Raw genomic sequence first — 19,435 nt, 5'->3', positions numbered from 1 at the left:
CTACACGTCGTGCTGCCATGAAGTCTATTCCCGCCCTATTTATGCTGTTGCTGCTGACCGCTTGCAGCAGCAGTCCGAAGATCGACACCAGCCACCCTTCCGTCAATTTCGACAGCCGCGTGCAGTTTGTGGTGGTTCATTACACTTCTGCCTCTCTCGAGCGGTCGTTGGCATTGCTGACCCACGGTGAGGTCAGCGCGCATTACTTGATCGGCGACGGTCCAGCCACCACCTACAAGTTGGTCGACGAATCCCAGCGCGCGTGGCATGCCGGTGAAAGCGAATGGGACGGGCGCACCTGGCTCAACTCAAGCAGCATCGGCATCGAGATCGTCAATCCGGGCTACCGCGACACGCCTACGGGCCGGCTCTGGTATCCCTACAGCGAGGCGCAGATTCAAGCGCTGATCGTGCTGCTCAAAGACATCGTCAAACGCAATCACATCGAACCGCGCCACGTCATTGGCCACAGTGACATTGCGCCGCTGCGCAAGCTCGATCCGGGGCCGTTGTTCCCGTGGAAGCGGCTGGCTCAGGAAGGGCTGGGAATCTGGCCGGATGAACAGCAGGTCGCGCAGCGTCAAACCCAGTTGATGGGCGTTGTCCCGAATATCGTGTGGTTCCAGCAGCAATTGGCGCTACTGGGTTACCCGACGCCGCAGACCGGTGAGCTGGACATCGCAACACGTCACACTCTGGCTGCGTTCCAGATGCACTACCGACCACAAAAATTTGACGGTGAGCCGGATCTGCAAAGTGCAGCTATGCTGCAAGTACTTAACTTCAAGCACTAAATTCCGCTAATTGTCGGTTTTTTTTGGGCTATTTCTGCGCTTGTTGCTATACCTCAGTGGTTATGGAAACCCCACCATCTGGATGACTGCCGATGTTCACGGCGACGCCGCGACTGCGCTCTTTCCTTTACCGTCCCTGGCTTCTGGCATTACTGGCCGCGCTGTTAAGCGCGGCCGTCTTGCTGGCGGGCAGCCTTGGTCTGGCGATGCATCAGGCCCGGCAGGACGAACGTGCGCAAATGAATGCACAGGGCGAGCGCTTTCTGGTGCGGCTGGAGCAGTTGTTCAGCCAGTTGAGGGCCGGGCTCGATCAGCTTGAAGCACAGCCGTTGCGCGGTTGTAGCCCCGAGATGATCGAGCAGTTGCGTCAGGTGAACTCACGCTACCGCTTTATCTACGAAGCGGCGTACGTTAGCGAAAGCCAGTTCTGTTCCAGCTGGACGCGGCAGAGCCTGATTGGCAAGCCCAGGCCGCCGGACATTCGCGGCCCCACCTACGATTACTGGCTAAACACCTCCACCCAGCCTGACGATAACCTTGCTTCCTTGATGCTGGGGCGCGGGGAGTTTCGTGTTTCTACCTCTCGCGGTCACCTGACGGATGTTGTCGACCTATCGGCGGGCGGAAGTCTGGTGGTGGTGCTCGATCGCGGCTCCAAAGCAGTACCGGTCCTAGGCCCGGCTCAGACATGGCCACCCACCCCCGACTGGTCGCCGACCTCCACCGAAACGCTGATGACCACCCAGGACAAGCTCGTCTACCGGATGCCGACCCAGAGCCCGGAATATCAACTGGTTCTTATTACGCCGCGCAGTGGCTTGCAACAGAAGGTCACAGGGGCGTGGTGGTTGCTCGTCCCCGCCAGCCTGCTGATCTCGCTGTGCCTCGGGATTCTTGTCCTGCAACTGGTACGTCAACGCCAGTCGCTGGGGGGCGAGCTGCAGGGGGCCCTGCGTCGGGGGGAGCTGAAGGTTTTGTATCAGCCCATTTTCGACCTCAATACCCGGCTGTGCGTGGGCGCTGAAGCCCTGGTGCGTTGGCGACGACCGGACGGCACGCTGACCAGCCCTGACCTCTTTATTCCACTCGCGGAAAACACCGGGCAGATCCGCCAGATCACCGACTTCGTGCTTCAGCAGTTGCTTGAGCAACTGGGCCATCTGCTACGTGCCAATCCGCACCTGTACGTGTCGGTCAATCTGGCGGCGTGCGACGTCATGGCCCCACGCATCGGTCGAGTGACGGCGAAGCTGCTGGCGTTACACCGAGTGGCGCCTCGGCAGATTGCGTTTGAAGTCACTGAGCGCGGCCTCGTGGACGTGGTGGTCGCGCGCAACCATCTCCAGGCGCTGCGCGATCGGGGCCATCAGGTGCTAATCGACGATTTCGGCACCGGCTATTGTAGTCTGGCGTACCTGCAGACGCTGCCGGTGGATTGCCTGAAAATCGACAAGGCCTTTATTGACGCACTCGGTCATGATGCGGCGAGTAGTGGCGTGGCGCCGCACATCATCCGCATGGCCCATGCGCTGCAATTGCGGGTGATCGCCGAAGGCATCGAGTTTGAGTCGCAGGCAATGCTGCTGAAAAGCGAAGGGGTGATTTATGGCCAGGGCTGGCTGTTCGCCCGGCCGCTGAGCGCGACCAAGTTCACTGAGCTGGTGACCGGCGGCAGGCGCAGCGCCGGGCGTCGTGCGGATGATGTGGCGTAGCGCAGCGAGACCGTTCTACAGCGGCAGCGCCATATAGAACTGCGTGCCCTGCCCCGGTCGAGAGTAGACGCCCATTCGCCCGCCGTGCAGCTGAACGATTTCCTTGCACAAGGCCAGCCCCAGGCCTGCGCCGCCTTTCTTGCGTCCAACCTGTACGAACGGCTCGAAGATCCGGGCCTGCTGGCCGTAAGCAATGCCCTCGCCGTTGTCTTCCACGCTGATGATCAAACGCTCGCCGTGACGCCTCGCCTGCAAGCGGATCAGGCCTGATTTGGGGGTATGGCGCAGGGCGTTATCGAGCAGGTTGTCGAGCACGCGGTCGAGCTGCACCTTGTCCGCCTGCACCCGCGGTAGTGGTTCCTGGGTTTCAAGCAGCACCATGACGTCCTGATCGTGGGCGGTGTCGGCAAAGCGCTGACGCGCCGATTCGAGCAATTCGCTGATATCACAGGGTTCGAGCGTCAGCTTCTGCAGGCCGTTCTGATAGCGCGAAAAGTTGAGCAGGTCGTTGATCAACTGCATCAGGCGCTGCATTTCTTCGTTGACGGTATCGAGCAGGTCCTTCTCACGCGAGTCCGGCGGGAAATGCACCCGCTCCTGAAGCAGGCCGAAGGCCATGTGCATGCCAGTGACGGGCGTGCGCAGCTCGTGGGAAGCGCGCAGCACGAACTCGCTGCGCACGCGTTCGAATGCCCGCTGCTCGGTGACGTCGTGCAGCACCATCACGGCGCCGACGATGTGCCCTTTGGTGTGGCTGACCGGCGTGAGGCTGTAGGTGAGCAGGCGAACTTCGCCATCGATCTCGATGGAAAGGTCATCGGGCGCACGCTCCAGCGTGCCGCCACGCAATACCAGATACAGCTGCTCGTCCAGCTCCGGACGTTGCAACGCTTCGCCGAGACCCTGGCCCAGGCGACTTTCTTCCCAGCCCAACTGCCGTTGCGCGACCGGGTTCAAATGTTCAAGCCGCCCCTGGCGATCAATCATCAGCAAGCCGTCGTCGATGCTGTCCAGCACCGCCTGCAAACGCTGCTGGCCGGCGAGCAGCTCATCGACGTTGGTTTTCTGATGCTGACGCAATGCGTCGGCCATCATGCCGAAACGGTGGGTAAGCAGATTCATTTCGTCCGACGAGGACGTAGGCAGCGTGACGTCGAAATCACCTTGGGCAATTCGGTCCGCCGCCTTGGCCAACTGCTCGATGGGGCCGCCGAAACGCCGGGCGATACCGTGGGCGGTGACGAAGCCGATCACCAGCACCGCCAGCCCCACCAATCCCAGCAGGGCCGAGACCCATAGCGCTCGCGATCTTGAGGCGCTTTGTGCCTGACTGATGTTCTCAAGCGCTTGGCGGTGGGCGTCGAGCAGGCCATTGCGCAACGTGTTGAACGCCTCGGTCACGGCCTCATCGTCGCGGATCGCGTCACCATGTTCGCTGGATTGCTCAATGGTTTTGACGAAGCGGGCGTAGTTCACCCGGGCCGTTTCGAACCCGCTGGGCACACCGGTTTGCTGATCATGTTCGATGCCCTGATCAAGCAGATTCTGGAACTGTTCCTGATTGCGCTTGATCGCCGCCTTATCGGGGCTGTCCTGGAGCATCATGACCAATTGGTCGCCCAGGTTCTGTCGCAGCTTCAGGCCGATATCGAGGGTGATGAAGTTATGCCGAATCGATGACTCCTGAGATTTTGCCATCTGCATAACGCTGACAAGCCCCAGCACCAACCCTAGGAGGGCAACGGTGATGAGGGCTGAAATACTCAGGAAGAGTCGGATGCGCAACTTCATCGCAAACATCATCGGCGCCCTGTCACAGGTTGTACTGCTTACGTTTGCGGTACAGCGTCGAGGCGTCGATGCCCAGCGTGCGTGCGGCCTGATCCAGCGTATCGCTGGTGGCCAGCACCGCGCCGATGTGAGCTTTCTCCAGCTCATCCAGACTCAATGCCGCGCCGACGCGCGGGGCATTGTTGGCCGGCTGTTCGGCCATGCCGAGGTGCGTGATTTCGACTTTTTCCTGCGGGCAGATAATGCTCGCCCGCTCAATCACGTTACGCAGCTCGCGGATGTTGCCGGGCCAGCGGTAGTTGAGCAGCGCGCTGAGCGCCTGTTCGCTGAAGCCACGCGCCGGGCGGCTGTATTCCTTGACGAAGCGCGCCAGGAATCGGTCCGCCAGCGTCAGGATGTCTTCGCTTCGCTCGCGCAGAGGGGGCAGATTCAGGGTGATCACGTTCAAGCGGTACAGCAGGTCCTCGCGAAAACGTCCTTCGCGGACCATGTCTTCGAGGTTCAGGTTGGTTGCCGCCAGAATGCGCACGTCGGCGCGACGGGTGACCGGGTCACCGACGCGTTCGTATTCCTTGTCCTGAATGAAGCGCAGCAGCTTTGGCTGCAACGTGAGCGGGAAGTCGCCGATTTCATCGAGGAACAATGTACCGCCGTCCGCCTGATTCACCCGGCCGAGTGTGCTCTCGCTGGCACCGGTGAAGGCGCCACGGCTGTGGCCGAATAGTTCGCTTTCCATCAGCTCGGCAGTGAGCGACGGACAGTTGATGGTCACGCAGGCCTTCTTCGCGCGCTTGCTCCAGCCGTGAATCGCCCGCGCCAATTCGCCTTTACCCGTACCGGATTCACCGAGGATAAGGATGTTGGCGTCGGTATTGGCGACCTGTCGGGCGGTTTCGAGGATCGCCATCATCGACGGGCTGTGGGAATCGAGGCCGTCCTTTGGTTTGCGAACTTCGCCTTCAAGGGCTTCGAGTCGCGCGGACAACTGGCGGACTTCGAGCTGCTTGGCGGTGGCGAGGCGCAGTTGATCCGGGCTGCAGGGCTTGACCAGGTAATCGGCAGCGCCCGCCTGGATCGCGTCCACAGCGGTGTCGACGGCCGAGTGCGCGGTGACAATCACCACGCGCATCCAGGGCGCCTGCACGCGCATTTGTGCCAGAACATCCAGCCCGTTGTCCTCACCCAGACGCAGGTCGAGGAAACACACGTCGAATACCTGACGCTGCAAGAGCGCCTCTGCCTGCGCCGCGCTATTGGCGGTGGCTACGTTGTAGCCCTCATCTTCCAGGCAATAACGGAAGGTGCGAAGGATGGCGGATTCATCATCCACGAGCAGAATACGGCCCTGATTCTCAGCGGCTGCTTCCATTTTTCCTACGCTCCTCAATGAATAGTCTGTGTTAGTCCCGGAAACATCGGGCAAGTTGCATGGTTCATTCTGATTGATTCTTTACGCTGCATGGTAGCGATCTTCTGAAAAAAGCCGTCATGCGCTGATCCACGGCAGGTCACGTCCAATAGCCGTCGGCTCGAATCCTCATGTATGCAAAATCAGGCCGCGCCGAACATCTGGGCGAAAGACCAGTCTGTCCAGAGGTACCTTTTTGCAATTGTCTGGAGATTCCCATGCCCACGTTGAAGAAGATCGCCCTGGCCATCACCACCGCCAGCCTGCTCGGACTGACGCCCGTCATCGCCCACGCCGCAGCCGCCGATCTGCAGACCCAGCTGGCCGAGGCGCGCCAGGAGGGTTCGATCTGGACCGCTTTTGCCCTGAACCGGCATTTGAGCCCGTTCAAGATCAGCGTGGACGTGGAACAAGGCACTGCAATCCTCAAGGGCAAGGTCGAGAACCAGGTCGACAAGGATCTGGCGGCGCAGATAGCGGGCGACATTCAGGGGATCAACAAGGTCGATAACCAACTTGAGATCGATCCGCAGGTCGCTGCCGATCCGGGCACCAAAGCCACCATGGCCCAGCGTTTCGATGACGCGACGCTGACAGCAACCATTAAATCCAAGCTGCTGTGGAATAGCGTGACCGAGGCGTTGAATATCGATGTCAGCGCCGCTCAGGGGGTCGTCACCCTCAAGGGCCAGGCGAAAGACGCGGATGCCAAGCAGCTGGCTGGAAGCCTGGCCACCAATACGGACGGCGTGACGGAGGTGAACAACCTCATCAGCGTCAGCGCGCGAGATACACAGGCAATCAAAGAGCAGAGCGAACTCCAGGCCAATGCCGTCCGGGAAGAATTCAGCGATGCATGGATCACCAGCAAAGTGAAATCCAGCCTTATATATAGCCGCACCCTCGACGGTTTGAATATCAAGGTCGAGACCAAGAACGGTGTGGTAACGCTGGACGGGGTGGTGGCTAACTACGCCGAGAAGGAACTGGCGGTCGAAATTGCGCGAAACATTCGCGGGGTCAAAGGCGTCGATGCCGACACCTTGCGCGTTACAGCGCGCAGCGCGGGCTAGAGCGCTACACGCGGTCGGATGACGGGTGTTAGAACAGAATTCGCACCCGGAATGAATTCGGCCGCATACGTGGTGTCAGGCACATTCGTGCATTCCGCACGATGGCAAATGTTCAATCGTGCAGCTTGCGTGTACGACACTTCTGAATAGACTTCATAAGTTATTGATTTATAAAGATTAATCAATTGGAAAAAAGCTGGCACACACCGTGCAACACCCTTGGTAACAAAGGCCCGAACAGACGGCCGACAAGATTGCCAGGAGTCAGCTGAATGAACGCTCAACATCTCGCCAACAAACTGCGCATCTCCCCTCTGCATTTGCAGCAAGGTCTGTTTGCGAGTCTGGCGTTGATGATTACGCTCATTGTTGTGCAGCAGTTCATTCACTGGAATCAGAATCAGGAAGTGACTCAGGTCCACTACTCCCGCGCTCAGACCGCACCGTTTGCCAAGGTAAGTGCGCTGAAAGCGTCGGACGTCGTCTTGAGCATGCAAGTTGATGATGCGGCCGCTACTACTGATGAAGCGCCACGTCAGCAAAGCTGGGTTTTCTGATCCTCCGGGTCGAAGACGCGATCTACCCCGAGGGTCGTCCCGACGCCTCGACGTAGCAAAAATCAATAAACAGTAAGGAGAGTCACCATGTTGAGTTGGGCAATCACATTTCTGATCATCGCTATCGTTGCAGCCGTCCTTGGTTTTGGTGGTATCGCAGGTACTGCTACCGGCATTGCCAAGATCCTGTTCGTCGTCTTCCTGGTCATGTTCGTGGTGTCGTTCTTCTTTGGCCGTCGCGGCCGAGGCTGAATATGGGCTTCAAGCATTTCCGTGCACTGACATTGGCGCTCCTTGGGAGCGCCAGCGTTACAGCCATGGCGGCCAACGACGGTCAGTCTCGGGCAAACGAGCTTCTGAGCTCGGATCCCGAGTATCGTGAAACGTGGTCGAGCGTGGTGAAGAAGGAAGAGCGACTGCCCGATTGGGTGATCAATCTCTCTGGTGCAGCTGAGCAGATGAATGCCGTGACCGAAGACGGCGACAAGTATCTGGTAGGGCCGCTCTGCGAAACCCAGGACACTTGCCGCAATAAGCGCCTCATTGTCGCGTTCAGTCTGAACAAGTCCCATGCGTACGCAATGTTGGTCGAAGTGCCGGCGGGACTTCCCGCAGACAAATCGCCGACGCGTCATGCGGATTACCGGTTTTTGGGCAAACCGGATGAAGGCATGCAAGGCCTTCTTAAAGAACAGCTCAAGAAAGATCCGAACTGGTACTGATTTGAATGATGGGAGACCTGTCCCTGACAGACCTTCCTGATAGACGCGCAGCCCGAAGACGGTGCGCGTATGACCATGGGGCCGGGGCGTTACGATCAAGGGAGTGATTGAAGCGTCCTAGGTGTACAAGGAGTACTCCCACGCGTGGGCCGGGTCAGGCAAGCCGCAGCGCAAGTCCATCGTCCGATACGGTTTTAGCCTGTATCCGACAGTGGGCTTGTGAGGCGCAAATATCCTCAAAGCCTTTCAAGGTCTCTGTTCATCTAGCGTCCTACACATCCTCTTCTACGTTTCCTACGACCGTATATCGCCAAAAATCCCCCGCTTAAATGGCTTGTCGGCCATCCGTGACCAATCCGTCGCTTTGCCATCGCGTTTCGCGTAAATCCGCTACAGACGACGTTTTAGCCACTTCTCAGCATTCTAGCGTCGAGCACATTCGCCCTCTTTTGGCGCACCCTAGCGTAAGTGATTGATTTACATCATGCCGATTCGGCATAGGGTAGTCGTTTACGGCATTAGACGATGGCAGTCACCGTGGGAATAGTTGCGCCTTTTTCGCCTGCTCAGAGCTCGGATGCTCGCCTGCGGCCACTCACGAGACAGTCCTGACGGCGACCGCGGCATCACGCTTGCTGGCAAGCGCAATGATGAACGTGTGGTTGGGGGATGTCCCGGCAATGACAACAAGGTAATGACATGAAGAAGGCAAAACTGAGCCTCGCCTGGCAGATCCTCATCGGCCTGGTCCTGGGTATCGCCATTGGCGCCGTCCTGAACCACTTCAGCACCGAGAAAGCCTGGTGGATCAGCAATATCCTGCAGCCAGCGGGCGACATCTTTATCCGCCTGATCAAAATGATCGTTATCCCGATTGTGATCTCCTCCCTGGTCGTCGGAATCGCCGGCGTCGGCGACGCGAAGAAGCTTGGCCGCATCGGTCTCAAGACCATTCTCTATTTTGAAGTCGTCACCACGATTGCCATCGTGGTGGGTCTGCTGCTGGCCAATGTCTTCCATCCCGGTACGGGCATCGACATGAGCACGCTGGGCACGGTGGACATCTCGCAGTACGAGAAGACCACTGCGGAAGTACAGCATGACCATGCCTTTGTTGCGACGATCCTCAACCTCATCCCGTCGAACATCTTCGCGGCGGTTGCCCGTGGCGACATGCTGCCGATCATCTTCTTCTCGGTGCTCTTCGGACTGGGCCTGTCGAGCCTGAACGCGGAGGTGCGTGATCCGTTGGTGAAGGTATTCCAGGGCGTCTCGGAGACCATGTTCAAGGTCACCCACATGATCATGAACTACGCACCGATTGGCGTATTTGCACTGATTGCCGTGACCGTCGCCAACTTTGGCTTCGCCTCGCTGCTGCCTTTGGCCAAGCTGGTCATTCTGGTGTATGTCGCCATCGCCTTCTTTGCCTTCGTGGTGCTTGGCCTGATTGCGCGCCTGTTTGGCTTCTCGGTACTCAAGCTGATGCGCATCTTCAAGGACGAACTGGTGCTGGCCTACTCCACCGCCAGCTCGGAAACCGTGCTGCCGCGCGTGATCGAGAAGATGGAAGCGTACGGCGCGCCGAAGGCCATCAGCAGCTTCGTGGTGCCGACCGGTTACTCGTTCAACCTCGACGGCTCGACGCTGTACCAAAGCATCGCAGCGCTGTTTATCGCTCAGCTGTATGGCATTGATCTGTCGATCGGCCAGCAGTTGATGCTCGTCCTGACCCTAATGGTGACCTCCAAGGGCATCGCCGGTGTGCCGGGCGTGTCGTTTGTCGTGCTGCTGGCAACGTTGGGCAGCGTGGGCATCCCGCTGGAAGGCCTGGCGTTCATTGCCGGCGTCGACCGCATCATGGACATGGCGCGCACGGCGCTGAACGTGATCGGCAACGCACTTGCGGTGTTGGTGATCTCGCGCTGGGAAGGCATGTACGACGATGCCAAGGGCGAGCGCTACTGGAACTCCCTGCCGCACTGGCGTGGCAAGGACCCTCTGCCGGCGGGTCAATCGACGGTCGAGTAATCACTGTCTGGCGTGAATCATCAAACCCTGGCCCCGGCCGGGGTTTGTTGTTTCTGCCCCCGCCGTTATCATCGCCGCATCTTGCGAGGGGATTTGTATGCTGAACGGCCTATGGCTTGGGTTTTTTGTGGTCGCGGCGATATCTGCGCTGGCGCAATGGCTGGTGGGAGGCAATGCCGGCGTCTTTGCCGCCATGGTCGAGAGCATCTTCGCCATGGCCAAGCTATCGGTGGAAGTCATGGTGCTGTTGTTCGGCACCCTCACCCTGTGGCTGGGCTTTCTCAACATCGCCGAGAAGGCCGGAATCGTCGACTGGCTGGGCAAAGTCCTGGCGCCGCTGTTTCATCGCCTGATGCCCGAAGTGCCGCGTGGCCACCCGGCGCTGGGCCTGATCACCCTCAACTTTGCCGCCAACGCGCTCGGTCTGGACAACGCCGCCACACCCATCGGCCTCAAGGCCATGCGCTCGTTGCAAGAGCTCAACCCCAGCCAGACCATCGCCAGCAATGCGCAGATCCTCTTTCTGGTGCTCAACGCTTCCTCGCTGACGCTGCTGCCGGTGACCATCTTCATGTACCGCGCCCAACAAGGCGCGGCTGACCCCACCATGGTGTTCTTGCCGATCCTGCTCGCGACCAGCGCCTCGACGCTGGTCGGTCTGCTGTCGGTGGCGTTCATGCAGCGCCTGAAGTTATGGGACCCAGTGGTGCTCGCTTACCTGATTCCCGGCGCGTTGCTGCTGGGCGGGTTCATGACGGTACTGGCCGGGTTGTCTGCCGCTGCGCTGTCGAGCCTGTCATCGGTGCTGGGAAACGTGACGCTGTTCGGCATCATCATGCTGTTCCTGGTGATTGGCGCACTGCGCAAGGTCAAGGTGTACGAGACCTTCGTCGAAGGCGCGAAGGAAGGCTTCGACGTCGCCAAGAACCTGCTGCCGTATCTAGTCGCGATGCTCTGCGCCGTCGGTGTGCTGCGCGCATCGGGCGCGCTGGATCTGATTCTTGAGGGGATTCGTCACGGGATTCAATGGATGGGCCTGGACGCCCGTTTCGTCGATGCGCTGCCGACTGCACTGGTCAAGCCGTTCTCCGGCAGTGCGGCGCGGGCAATGCTGATCGAGACCATGAAAACCCAAGGCGTCGACAGCTTCCCGGCCCTCGTCGCGGCGACGATTCAAGGCAGCACCGAAACCACGTTCTATGTACTGGCGGTGTATTTCGGCGCGGTAGGGATTCAGCGCGCGCGACACGCCGTGGGCTGCGCGCTGCTGGCGGAATTCGCCGGTGTGGTTGCTGCGATTGCCGTCTGCTACTGGTTCTTCGGCTCGGCGGTGTAACGCTTCTCGCCCTGCTCAATGGTCCATTGCAGTACTTGGGCGGCCAGCGTATCGCTGGCCTGACCGAATGCCGAGACCACCGCCGACACCTGCTTGTCGGCCACCGGCTGATGCACTTCAAAGCGCCGGCTCGCGACAATTCGCTGGCGATCGTCAGCGAGCCGCGCATCCAGGCAAATCACCACTTCAATGGTGGCCCCGCGATACTCGCTCTGAAACGCCTGCAGCTCCCCGCCCAATTCGAAATCAGCCTGCAGGTTGCTGTCGTCGGTGCTGATCGACTGTATTCGCCCGTCGCGGTAGAAAGCATCGGTCAGTCGATTGCGCAGCAGGACCGGCGCCGGATCACTCCAGCGCGCGCCTTTGTAGCTGCTGATGACATTGCCCTGGGGGATGACGGCGATGCGCGGGCTGTCCAGTGTCTCGCTGGATTTGGGCCGCACCACCCGCAGCGACCACGCCACCGGCGACGTCCCCTTGCTGGCGGGGGATGCCGCCGGCAAACGGTAAACGTCTGACGGCGCCTGCTCGGGGAGGATCGAACAAGCGCCGAGCGACAACAGGGTTGCCGCCAACAACAGTCGAGTAATGGACTGACCGACAAGCCTCATGGCTCGAACTCCTTATTCTTCTCGCTGCCCAGCAAGTAGCCGCTCGGGTTGGCATTCAGGCTGCGCGAGATGGTTTTCAATGAGCTGAGGGTTTCACGCAGCTCGCGAATCGCCGGGCCCAGTTCGCCCAGCCCTTGCAGACCGTCGTTCACCGAATTCTGGTTGTTCTTGAGCAGCGTATTGATGGTCTGGCTGCTTTGTTCGAGGGATTTCATCGCCTGTTGCGCACTGGCAATGGTTTGCCTGCCATCACTGGTCAGCAGCTGGTTGGCGTTGCGCATCAGTGTTGAGGTTTGCTCCAGCGTTGCTCCGGCCTGCTTGCTCAGCAGCGTCATTTGCTTCAAAGCCTGACGAATGTCGTCGCGCTGATCGGAGATCGCGCCGGTGGTCTGCTCAAGATGTTGCAGCGTGCGCGACAGCGTCTCCACGTTGTTCGAAGAAAACATCGCGTTGGCGTTATGCAGCAATGCGTTGGTGCCGCTCAGCAAGTCGTCACTGTCGTTCAGCAAGCGCGAGATGGGCGACGGCGAGGCGATGATCACTGGCAGGTTGCCGCCCTCACCCTTCAGCTCCTCGCTTTGCGGTGTGCCGCCGCTGAGCTGGATGAGCGAGGTACCAGTGATGCCGGCCAGTGCCAGTTTTGCGAAGGTGTCGCGCTTGATCGGGGTTTCGCCGGCAACGCGGATCTGCGCCAGCACGCGGCGTGGGTCCTGAGGATCGAGGCGCAACTGCACGACGTCACCGACCTTGATCCCGCTGTACTGCACCGGACTGCCGCGAGACAAACCGGTCACCGACTCGTTGAAGACAACCTGATAGTCCTTGAAAGCCGAGTCGACGCTGGATTTTGCCAGCCACAGACCGAACAGCAGCGCGGCGGCGACCACGATGACCGTGAACAGGCCGATCAGAACGTGATGGGCGCGGGTTTCCATCATGAGACCTCGTGTGGGTGGGTGGCCGCCGAATAGGCCGAGCGGCCGCGCGGGCCATGAAAGTATTCGTGAATCCAGGCGTCCTTGGTCGCAGACACCCTGTCGATGCTGTCCGCGACCAGCACGCGCTTCTGCGCCAGCACGGCGACGCGGTCGGTGATTGTATAAAGCGTGTCGAGGTCGTGGGTGACCATGAAGACGCTAAGGCCTAACGCATCGCGCAGGGTCAGGATCAACTGGTCAAACGCGCCGGCGCCAATCGGATCGAGCCCGGCAGTGGGTTCGTCCAGAAACAGGATGTCCGGATCCAGCGCCAGTGCTCGCGCCAGCGCCGCGCGCTTGATCATGCCGCCGGAGAGCGACGCGGGGTATTTATGCGCCGCCGACAGCGGCAGTCCGGCCAACGCCATTTTGATCCCGGCCAGATGCTCGGCTTCCTCGCGGCTAAGCCCGGCGTGTTCAATCAGCGGTAACGCCACGTTCTCCGTGATGGTCAGCGAGGAGAACAGCGCGCCTTTCTGAAACAGCACCCCGAAACGTCGTTCCACCTGAGAGCGCGCGTTGTCGGACAGATTCAGCAAGTCCTGACCCAAGACGTGGACACTTCCTGCGGCGGGCTGTTGCAGCCCGACAATGCTGCGCAGCAACACCGACTTGCCTGCGCCGGAGCCGCCCACCACGCCAAGGATCTCCCCGCGATACAGGTCCAGGTCGAGGTTCTCATGCACCACTTGCGAGCCGAAGCGATTGCTCAGGCCGCGAACCTCAATCACCTTCTCGACGGGTTGTACGCAACGGCGGGTCACCAGCCGATCTCCATGCAGAACATCGCGACCAAGGCATCCAGCACGATAACCACAAAAATTGACTGCACCACGCTCGACGTCGTGTGGGCCCCGACAGATTCGGCGCTGCCCTCGACCTTGAAGCCTTCCAGGCAGCCAATGGCGGCGATGAAGAACGCGAAGATCGGTGCCTTGGCGATGCCCACGAGAAAATGTTGCACGCCGATATCGGCCTGCATCAACGACAGAAACATCGCCGGCGAGATGCCCAGCGACAAAGCGCACACCACGCCGCCACCGACAATGCCGCAGATCATCGCGAGAAACGTCAGCATGGGCAGTGAGATGAGCAACGCCAGCACGCGGGGCAGCACCAGCAGCTCTGTAGGACTCAGCCCCAGGGTTTGCAGCGCATCCAGTTCCTCGTTGGCTTTCATCGAGCCGATCTGCGCGGTGAAGGCGCTGGCCGTGCGACCGGCCAGCAGGATGGCGGTCAACAGCACGGCGAATTCCCGCAGGAAAGAGAAGCCGATCAGGTCAACGGTGAAAATCGTCGCGCCAAAGGCCTTCAGCACCGTGGCGCCGAGGAAGGCCACCACCGCGCCAACCATGAACGTCAGCAGCGCCACAATGGGCGCGGCGTCCAGGCCGATTTGCTCGATGTGGGCGATGACGGATGTGGTACGCCAGCGCCGGGGGCGAAACAGAGTGGACGCGAAGGTCTGCAGGATGAGCCCGATAAAGCCCAGCAGTTGCAGCGTGTCCTTCAAGATCACGTCCACCGCCGCGCCAATTCGCGCCAGCAGCTGCATGCCCACGGCGGCGTCAGGCTCCCGGACTGGCCGGCAATAGTCAGCCAATGCGCTCTGGATGGTCTGCATCAGCGCGCGGCTGGACTCAGGCAGATTAGGCGCTTGCACGGCCAGCAAACGCAGGCGCTGCACGCCGAGAAGCTCTACCAGCAACGACGCGCCGGCGGTGTCGAGCGCGCCGAGTTCGTCCATGTCCACGAGGGTAGTTGGACTGAATCCGGCGCTTAATGCATCGGTCTGGCGCTTGAGTTCGCGGTAGTGGGCGAGCGTCCAGTCTCCGGCGATCCGCAGCTGAACCGGATTGCTCGAAGTGTCCATCAAGACGCGTCCTGGAACCTTGGGCGCGGAGGAAGCCTGCGTGGTCAGTGGGGTCATAGCGACGAGCTTAGTTGGTTTTAGCCGGGGCAGAAGGGTTCTCGGCTGGCGCACTGTCTGCGGGTTTTTTCGCCTCGGAGTCATCCGGATCCTCAGCGTCGGTGCCTGGCTTCAGGCCTGCCGGCTTGATCTTGTTGCGAGTGACGGCCGGCTGGTCGCGCTCAGTGACGTTGAAGCGCAGCACACCAATCATCTGCCCGTCCTCAGTGAGCACCCTCACCTGCCATTTGCCGAGCACGTCCGGCGGGAAATTCTGCTTGTGCGTCCAGGCCCGATAGCCTTCCTCACGACCGCCCTTAATGTCTAGAGCAATACGCTCTATTTCCTCGCCGTTGTGGCGCCACACATGATAAATCCGTTCGTTCAGGCCGCGCGGGGCGTTGATCGACGTGTAGGCGTAGAGCCCGGCGCTGCGCAGCTGGTTGACGCCGATCTCCTGAACGCTCTCGCCGGGGGTGCGATTCTGGTTATCGAAGCGCGTGCTGATCGCCGCCTCGGTCAGCCAGAGCGTCGCCGGCGGCACCCAGAATCGCGCCATCCAGCCTGCACCACCGATGGCCAGTGTCATGGCCACCACGCCGAGGCCGCGTTTCCAGTTGTTGATCGGATAGCCCGACGCCAGGCTCGGGAACGACAGCAGCATCGCAATGCCCAGCGCCAGCTTGTAGCTCTCGGCCGTGGTCAGGTGAACGATGATCGGCAGCGCCGTGAGCAGTGCGGCGAACAGAGTCAGGGTATGCAGGGCCATGAACAGCCAGCGGCGCGGCGCCAGCCATTTGTAGTACAGCGGGTCGATGATCGAAATCAGGCCTGCCGCCCCGAGCAGCCCGGTGAACGCTAGCTGGCCGCTGTACCACGTGGTGGTTACGAAGAAGAACGGCAGTACGAAAAACAGGCTTTCCTGATGGATCATCTGAGTGCCGTAGCGCAACAGCGGCTGCGGAATCTCGCGTTTAAACATTTTCGCGAATAGGGCGACCGCGCTGTTTTCCACCATCAGCCAGATCCAGCTCACCAGCAGAATGACCGCAATCCAGGTCGCCAGCTTGGCTTGGCGATCCACCAGAATGAAGCTGCCGATCCCTGAGCAGAACCCGAAAAACGCAATCAGCCCGGGGTAGCGCTTGATGAACTCCAGCACGCGCTGTACCAGCGAGTGATGAATGATTGCGTTAATGTCCGGCATCTTGGGGCGTCGCTCTTAGGTATAGGTCGAGGTGTATAAAAAATAACCAAAAACGAACTGCGCCACTTCGACGAAATCTTACAGAGCTATGCGCCTCGCTTACAGCGGCCGCTTCTTGTAAACCCGCCACCGCCAGAGAATCAGCAACGCCACCAACGCCGTCAGCAGGCATCCGACTGCATACAGCTCATCGTAGCTGAGCAGTGGCTCCTCAACGCGAAGATACCCGGGTTGCGCCAGCAGTTGACGCATCGCCTGATTGGCCAGATCCAGGCTCACACCACGGGTTTGCTTCGCGGGGTCCTGGAAGCGGCCATCGTCGTAATCATTCAGCGCACCCCAGTAATAGTCGGCCAGCGCGCTATTGCCTTGAACCGACCAGGCCTGCTTGGCAATGGACGCCTGCTGCAGCCGCGCAAAGGTGGCCGGGTCCATGCCTTCCTTGCGCAACCGCTGGAGCATCGAGCGCACTGCGGCAGTGGCCGAATCAACATCTTCGCGGTTCAGATCGGCATTGAGGCTGAGAAAACCGGTGTCCCCAAACGCTTCGCGATCAGCCCATGGCCCGTAGGAATAACCCTTGTCCAGGCGCAGTTCGCTGTACAGCGCCCAGTCCAGATACGCCTTCACCAGATCCCAGGTTTCGTCGTGCTGCTCGCCCATGTCCGGCTCGGAAAACAGCAGATGCAGCTTTGCGCCATCGCCCAACGCGCCGCGGATCAACGTGCGCTCAGGGTCGGCCTTTTCGGTCATCGAGCGAAGCGGCGGATGTTCCGTTGGATCGACTGCATTGAGCTGGCCGAAGGTGCGCTCCAGGTAGGCGGGCAACAACTTGTCGAGGTCGCCCACGATGATCAGCGTCATGTTGTTGGAGGCGTACCAGTTGTCGTGGATATTCTCGATCTGCTCCAGGGTGAGGTGATCGACCTCAGGCCGCTCCGGGCACTTGAGGCCAAGCTCCACGGCAAGCTGGCTGCTGGCGCCGTGGCCCAGATCGCGTTTGTCCAGCCAGCGTTGCAAATGCGAATAATGGCCTCCGTCCTCACGGGCGACGATGCGCTTGGCGGTGTCCAGATTGGCTTGATTGATTTGCGTATGGGTCAGCAGATTGAGCAGCAGGTCGAGCACCTTGCGCTGATTCTGCGCCGGCGCCTCGATGACGAAGGTGGTGTCGGTGTTGCTGGTGAACGCGTTCCACTCGCCGCCCAACGCCTGCATCTGCTGCTCAAGGCCGCCCTCACCGCTGTTATCGATCCCGCTGAAAAGCAGATGCTCAAGCAAGTGCGGCAGCTCTTTGTCTTCGCATTTGAAGTCATCGAAGCCAATGCCGACAACGAGACGAATGGAAACGTGGCCTTTGTCCGCAGGCTTGAGCAGCAACTGCAAACCGTTGGGCAGCACGTAGCCCTCGACCTGAAACCGGTCGAGGGCCATGGAAGAAAGGGATGTCAGAACCAAACAAACGAACAGCAGGCAACGCATAAAAACGGGCTTCCTTGCGGGCCGGTATGTGTAACAGACTTCGCAGCGGCCCCTGCGTTCACCACGATTAATCCGCGTTGCCCTCGCTGGACAAGGCACCTGTGTCAGTGGTCTCAAGGACCGCGTAGGCGCTGCTGCAGAACAGCGAGTTCAAGCGTTTCATGTCGGAAATGAGCTCAAGGTGCAGGGAACTGGTCTCGATACTCTGCACGATCTTACGTTGCAGTCTGCTGACATGGGCGTGGGCCAGGCGCCGCTCCTGTGCCCGAAAACGACGTTTCTCGCGCAACAACTGGCGCGCGCTTTCCGGGTCGCCGCTGAGGAAGACCGACAGGCCAAGACGCAGATTCGCCATCAGTTGCTCGTGCAGCCCGGAGAGTTCTTCCAGGCCGACGTCGGAAAACGACCGGCGCTGTGACGTCTTCTGCTGCTGGACCTTGCGCAGCATGCGCTCTATCAGCCCGCTGGCCAGCTCCAGATTGATCGCCAACTCGATGATCTCGGCCCAGCGGCGATTGTCCTGATCGCTGAGGTCGTCGCGGGGCATCTGCGCCAGGTACAACTTGATGGCGTTGTAGAGGACCTCGACATCATCGTTGAGCCGGCGCACTTCCTGAGTGACCGCCGTCTGGTTGCCACGCAGCACTTCTTGCATCGCATTGAGCATGCTGTCGATCAGATCGCCCATGCGCAGGGTTTCGCGCACGGCATTGGCCAGCGCCAGGCTCGGCGTGGCGAGTGCGGTCAGGTCCAGATGGCGAGGCTTTGTCTGGCCGTTGATCTCGCCCTGCTGCGGCAGAATCGACGCGCACAGACGCCCCATCGGCCCCACCGTCGGCAGCATGATCAGGCAGCGCAGCGAGTTGTAGATCACATGAAAGCTGATGACCAGGCTCGACGGGCTGACATTCAGCGTGTCCATCCAGGCCACCAGCGGGGTCAGCACCGGGGTGATCAGCAACAGGCCGATCAGTTTGTACAGCAGGCTGCCCAGCGCTACCTGCCGGCCGGCGACGTTTTGCATGCTGGTGCTTAGGAACGCCAGCAGGCCGCTGCCGATGTTGGCGCCGATCACCAGGCCGATCGCCACTGGCAGGCTGATGATTTCCGCGCCCGCCAGGGTCGCCGTCAGCAGCACGGCCGCAAGGCTTGAGTAGGAGATCAGCGCGAACATGGCGCCGACCAATGCGTCGAGCAGAAGATCGCCCGTCAGTGATGCAAACAGCACCTTCACCCCGGCCGCCTGGGTAATCGGCGCGGCGGCAGTAACAATCAGCTGCAAGGCGAGAATGATCAGGCCCAGCCCGATGCCGACACGACCCAATTGCCCCACACGGGTTTGTTTGCGCGACAGAAAGAAGATCACGCCCAGAAAGATCAGCAGCGGCGACAGCCACGACAAGTCGAACGTCAGGATTCGCGACATCACCGCCGTACCGACGTCGGCACCGAGCATGATGGCCAGCGCCGGTGTCAGCCCCATCAAGCCCTGGCCGACGAAGGATGTCACCAGCATCGCTGTGGCATTGCTGCTCTGCACCAACGCGGTGACCAGTATCCCCGCGACAAATGCCAGCGGGCGTTTGGACATGTTCTGGCCAATGACCCGGCGCAGTTGCGAGCCGTAGACACGCAGAATGCCGGTCCGAACGATGTGTGTGCCCCAGATCAACAGCGCGACGGCGGAAAGCAAATCGAGCAGGGTCAGCATACGGAGAGCCCCCTGTAGGTTGCCCATTGGGCAAAGTTAAAAGGTCCAGCGTGTAGCGAGCGTAGGCGCTTGAGGTGCATCGAACAGCGCGCTCAACTAAAGCTTTAGTCGGCC

Annotated in this window: 16 protein-coding genes and 2 pseudogenes; 8 read left to right on the top strand and 10 right to left on the bottom strand. The window is 60.3% G+C overall.

Annotated features, from left to right (window positions below):
* Positions 1–17 precede the first annotated feature (17 nt).
* Together L4G42_RS11680 and L4G42_RS11675 are read left to right on the top strand one after the other, a co-directional pair.
* On the top strand, positions 18–794 hold the full coding sequence (locus L4G42_RS11680; protein ID WP_237250274.1) for an N-acetylmuramoyl-L-alanine amidase: 777 nt from the start codon (positions 18–20) through the stop codon (positions 792–794).
* Positions 795–886: 92 nt separating this feature from the next.
* Positions 887–2,506 (top strand): EAL domain-containing protein, encoded by a 1,620-nt coding sequence (locus L4G42_RS11675; RefSeq protein WP_237259258.1) that lies wholly within the window; start codon positions 887–889, stop codon positions 2,504–2,506.
* Positions 2,507–2,521: 15 nt separating this feature from the next.
* Here L4G42_RS11675 and L4G42_RS26310 read toward each other — a convergent pair.
* The 3 genes and pseudogenes from L4G42_RS26310 to algB form a co-directional block, all read right to left on the bottom strand.
* Positions 2,522–2,830, bottom strand: a pseudogene (locus L4G42_RS26310) (sensor histidine kinase); the annotation flags it as partial.
* A gap of 77 nt (positions 2,831–2,907) precedes the next feature.
* Positions 2,908–4,309 (bottom strand): annotated as a pseudogene (locus L4G42_RS11670) (KinB sensor domain-containing domain); the annotation flags it as partial.
* 10 nt (positions 4,310–4,319) lie between these two features.
* A complete protein-coding gene (gene algB / locus L4G42_RS11665; protein WP_237250277.1) occupies positions 4,320–5,666 on the bottom strand; it encodes a sigma-54-dependent response regulator transcription factor AlgB in 1,347 nt (448 codons plus the stop codon).
* Between the two features lie 257 nt (positions 5,667–5,923).
* On the opposite strand from algB, the gene L4G42_RS11660 reads away from it, so the two are divergent.
* The 6 genes from L4G42_RS11660 (at position 5,924) to L4G42_RS11635 (ending at position 11,424) form a co-directional block, all read left to right on the top strand.
* Positions 5,924–6,778: a BON domain-containing protein gene (locus tag L4G42_RS11660; protein WP_237250278.1), complete on the top strand. Its 855-nt coding sequence runs from the start codon at positions 5,924–5,926 to the stop codon at positions 6,776–6,778.
* Between the two features lie 272 nt (positions 6,779–7,050).
* Positions 7,051–7,335: a hypothetical protein gene (locus L4G42_RS11655; RefSeq protein ID WP_237250279.1), complete on the top strand. Its 285-nt coding sequence runs from the start codon at positions 7,051–7,053 to the stop codon at positions 7,333–7,335.
* 87 nt (positions 7,336–7,422) lie between these two features.
* Positions 7,423–7,587: a DUF1328 domain-containing protein gene (locus L4G42_RS11650; protein ID WP_002555679.1), complete on the top strand. Its 165-nt coding sequence runs from the start codon at positions 7,423–7,425 to the stop codon at positions 7,585–7,587.
* 2 nt (positions 7,588–7,589) lie between these two features.
* Complete coding sequence (locus L4G42_RS11645) at positions 7,590–8,057, top strand: inhibitor of vertebrate lysozyme family protein (RefSeq protein WP_237259259.1); 468 nt, start codon at positions 7,590–7,592, stop codon at positions 8,055–8,057.
* A 699-nt stretch (positions 8,058–8,756) separates the two neighbouring features.
* On the top strand, positions 8,757–10,088 hold the full coding sequence (gltP, locus tag L4G42_RS11640) for a glutamate/aspartate:proton symporter GltP (RefSeq protein ID WP_237250281.1): 1,332 nt from the start codon (positions 8,757–8,759) through the stop codon (positions 10,086–10,088).
* A gap of 97 nt (positions 10,089–10,185) precedes the next feature.
* A complete protein-coding gene (locus L4G42_RS11635) occupies positions 10,186–11,424 on the top strand; it encodes a nucleoside recognition domain-containing protein (RefSeq protein ID WP_237250282.1) in 1,239 nt (412 codons plus the stop codon).
* On the opposite strand, the gene L4G42_RS11630 is transcribed toward L4G42_RS11635, so the two are convergent.
* The 7 genes from L4G42_RS11630 to L4G42_RS11600 form a co-directional block, all read right to left on the bottom strand.
* Complete coding sequence (locus L4G42_RS11630; RefSeq protein ID WP_237250283.1) at positions 11,397–12,035, bottom strand: ABC-type transport auxiliary lipoprotein family protein; 639 nt, start codon at positions 12,033–12,035, stop codon at positions 11,397–11,399. The genes L4G42_RS11635 and L4G42_RS11630 overlap by 28 nt on opposite strands.
* Positions 12,032–12,970: an MlaD family protein gene (locus L4G42_RS11625; protein ID WP_237250320.1), complete on the bottom strand. Its 939-nt coding sequence runs from the start codon at positions 12,968–12,970 to the stop codon at positions 12,032–12,034. The genes L4G42_RS11630 and L4G42_RS11625 overlap by 4 nt, the downstream gene beginning before the upstream one ends.
* A complete protein-coding gene (locus L4G42_RS11620) occupies positions 12,970–13,776 on the bottom strand; it encodes an ABC transporter ATP-binding protein (protein ID WP_237250284.1) in 807 nt (268 codons plus the stop codon). The genes L4G42_RS11625 and L4G42_RS11620 overlap by 1 nt, the downstream gene beginning before the upstream one ends.
* On the bottom strand, positions 13,773–14,933 hold the full coding sequence (locus L4G42_RS11615) for an ABC transporter permease (RefSeq protein WP_419789369.1): 1,161 nt from the start codon (positions 14,931–14,933) through the stop codon (positions 13,773–13,775). The genes L4G42_RS11620 and L4G42_RS11615 overlap by 4 nt, the downstream gene beginning before the upstream one ends.
* Before the next feature lie 19 nt (positions 14,934–14,952).
* The gene (locus L4G42_RS11610) at positions 14,953–16,128 is read right to left on the bottom strand and encodes a DUF5924 family protein (RefSeq protein ID WP_237250286.1); all 1,176 of its coding nucleotides are present in this window, start codon (positions 16,126–16,128) and stop codon (positions 14,953–14,955) included.
* Between the two features lie 99 nt (positions 16,129–16,227).
* On the bottom strand, positions 16,228–17,610 hold the full coding sequence (locus L4G42_RS11605) for a M16 family metallopeptidase (RefSeq protein WP_237250287.1): 1,383 nt from the start codon (positions 17,608–17,610) through the stop codon (positions 16,228–16,230).
* 67 nt (positions 17,611–17,677) lie between these two features.
* Entirely contained in the window at positions 17,678–19,321 is a 1,644-nt protein-coding gene (locus L4G42_RS11600) for a Na/Pi cotransporter family protein (protein WP_237250288.1), read from the bottom strand.
* Between the last annotated feature and the right edge of the window lie 114 nt (positions 19,322–19,435).

The sequence above is a fragment of the Pseudomonas petrae genome, assembly GCF_021728295.1.
GTDB lineage: Bacteria > Pseudomonadota > Gammaproteobacteria > Pseudomonadales > Pseudomonadaceae > Aquipseudomonas > Aquipseudomonas petrae.
The sequence above is the reverse complement of the archived record's forward strand: the minus strand, read 5'-3'. Positions and strand labels throughout refer to the sequence as shown.

Coding starts and splice junctions, on each gene's coding strand:
- L4G42_RS11680 (WP_237250274.1), top strand. CDS start 18: ATGAAGTCTATTCCCGCCCTATTTATGCTGTTGCTGCTGACCGCTTGC.
- L4G42_RS11675 (WP_237259258.1), top strand. CDS start 887: ATGTTCACGGCGACGCCGCGACTGCGCTCTTTCCTTTACCGTCCCTGG.
- algB (WP_237250277.1), bottom strand. CDS start 5,666: ATGGAAGCAGCCGCTGAGAATCAGGGCCGTATTCTGCTCGTGGATGAT.
- L4G42_RS11660 (WP_237250278.1), top strand. CDS start 5,924: ATGCCCACGTTGAAGAAGATCGCCCTGGCCATCACCACCGCCAGCCTG.
- L4G42_RS11655 (WP_237250279.1), top strand. CDS start 7,051: ATGAACGCTCAACATCTCGCCAACAAACTGCGCATCTCCCCTCTGCAT.
- L4G42_RS11650 (WP_002555679.1), top strand. CDS start 7,423: ATGTTGAGTTGGGCAATCACATTTCTGATCATCGCTATCGTTGCAGCC.
- L4G42_RS11645 (WP_237259259.1), top strand. CDS start 7,590: ATGGGCTTCAAGCATTTCCGTGCACTGACATTGGCGCTCCTTGGGAGC.
- gltP (WP_237250281.1), top strand. CDS start 8,757: ATGAAGAAGGCAAAACTGAGCCTCGCCTGGCAGATCCTCATCGGCCTG.
- L4G42_RS11635 (WP_237250282.1), top strand. CDS start 10,186: ATGCTGAACGGCCTATGGCTTGGGTTTTTTGTGGTCGCGGCGATATCT.
- L4G42_RS11630 (WP_237250283.1), bottom strand. CDS start 12,035: ATGAGGCTTGTCGGTCAGTCCATTACTCGACTGTTGTTGGCGGCAACC.
- L4G42_RS11625 (WP_237250320.1), bottom strand. CDS start 12,970: ATGGAAACCCGCGCCCATCACGTTCTGATCGGCCTGTTCACGGTCATC.
- L4G42_RS11610 (WP_237250286.1), bottom strand. CDS start 16,128: ATGCCGGACATTAACGCAATCATTCATCACTCGCTGGTACAGCGCGTG.
- L4G42_RS11605 (WP_237250287.1), bottom strand. CDS start 17,610: ATGCGTTGCCTGCTGTTCGTTTGTTTGGTTCTGACATCCCTTTCTTCC.
- L4G42_RS11600 (WP_237250288.1), bottom strand. CDS start 19,321: ATGCTGACCCTGCTCGATTTGCTTTCCGCCGTCGCGCTGTTGATCTGG.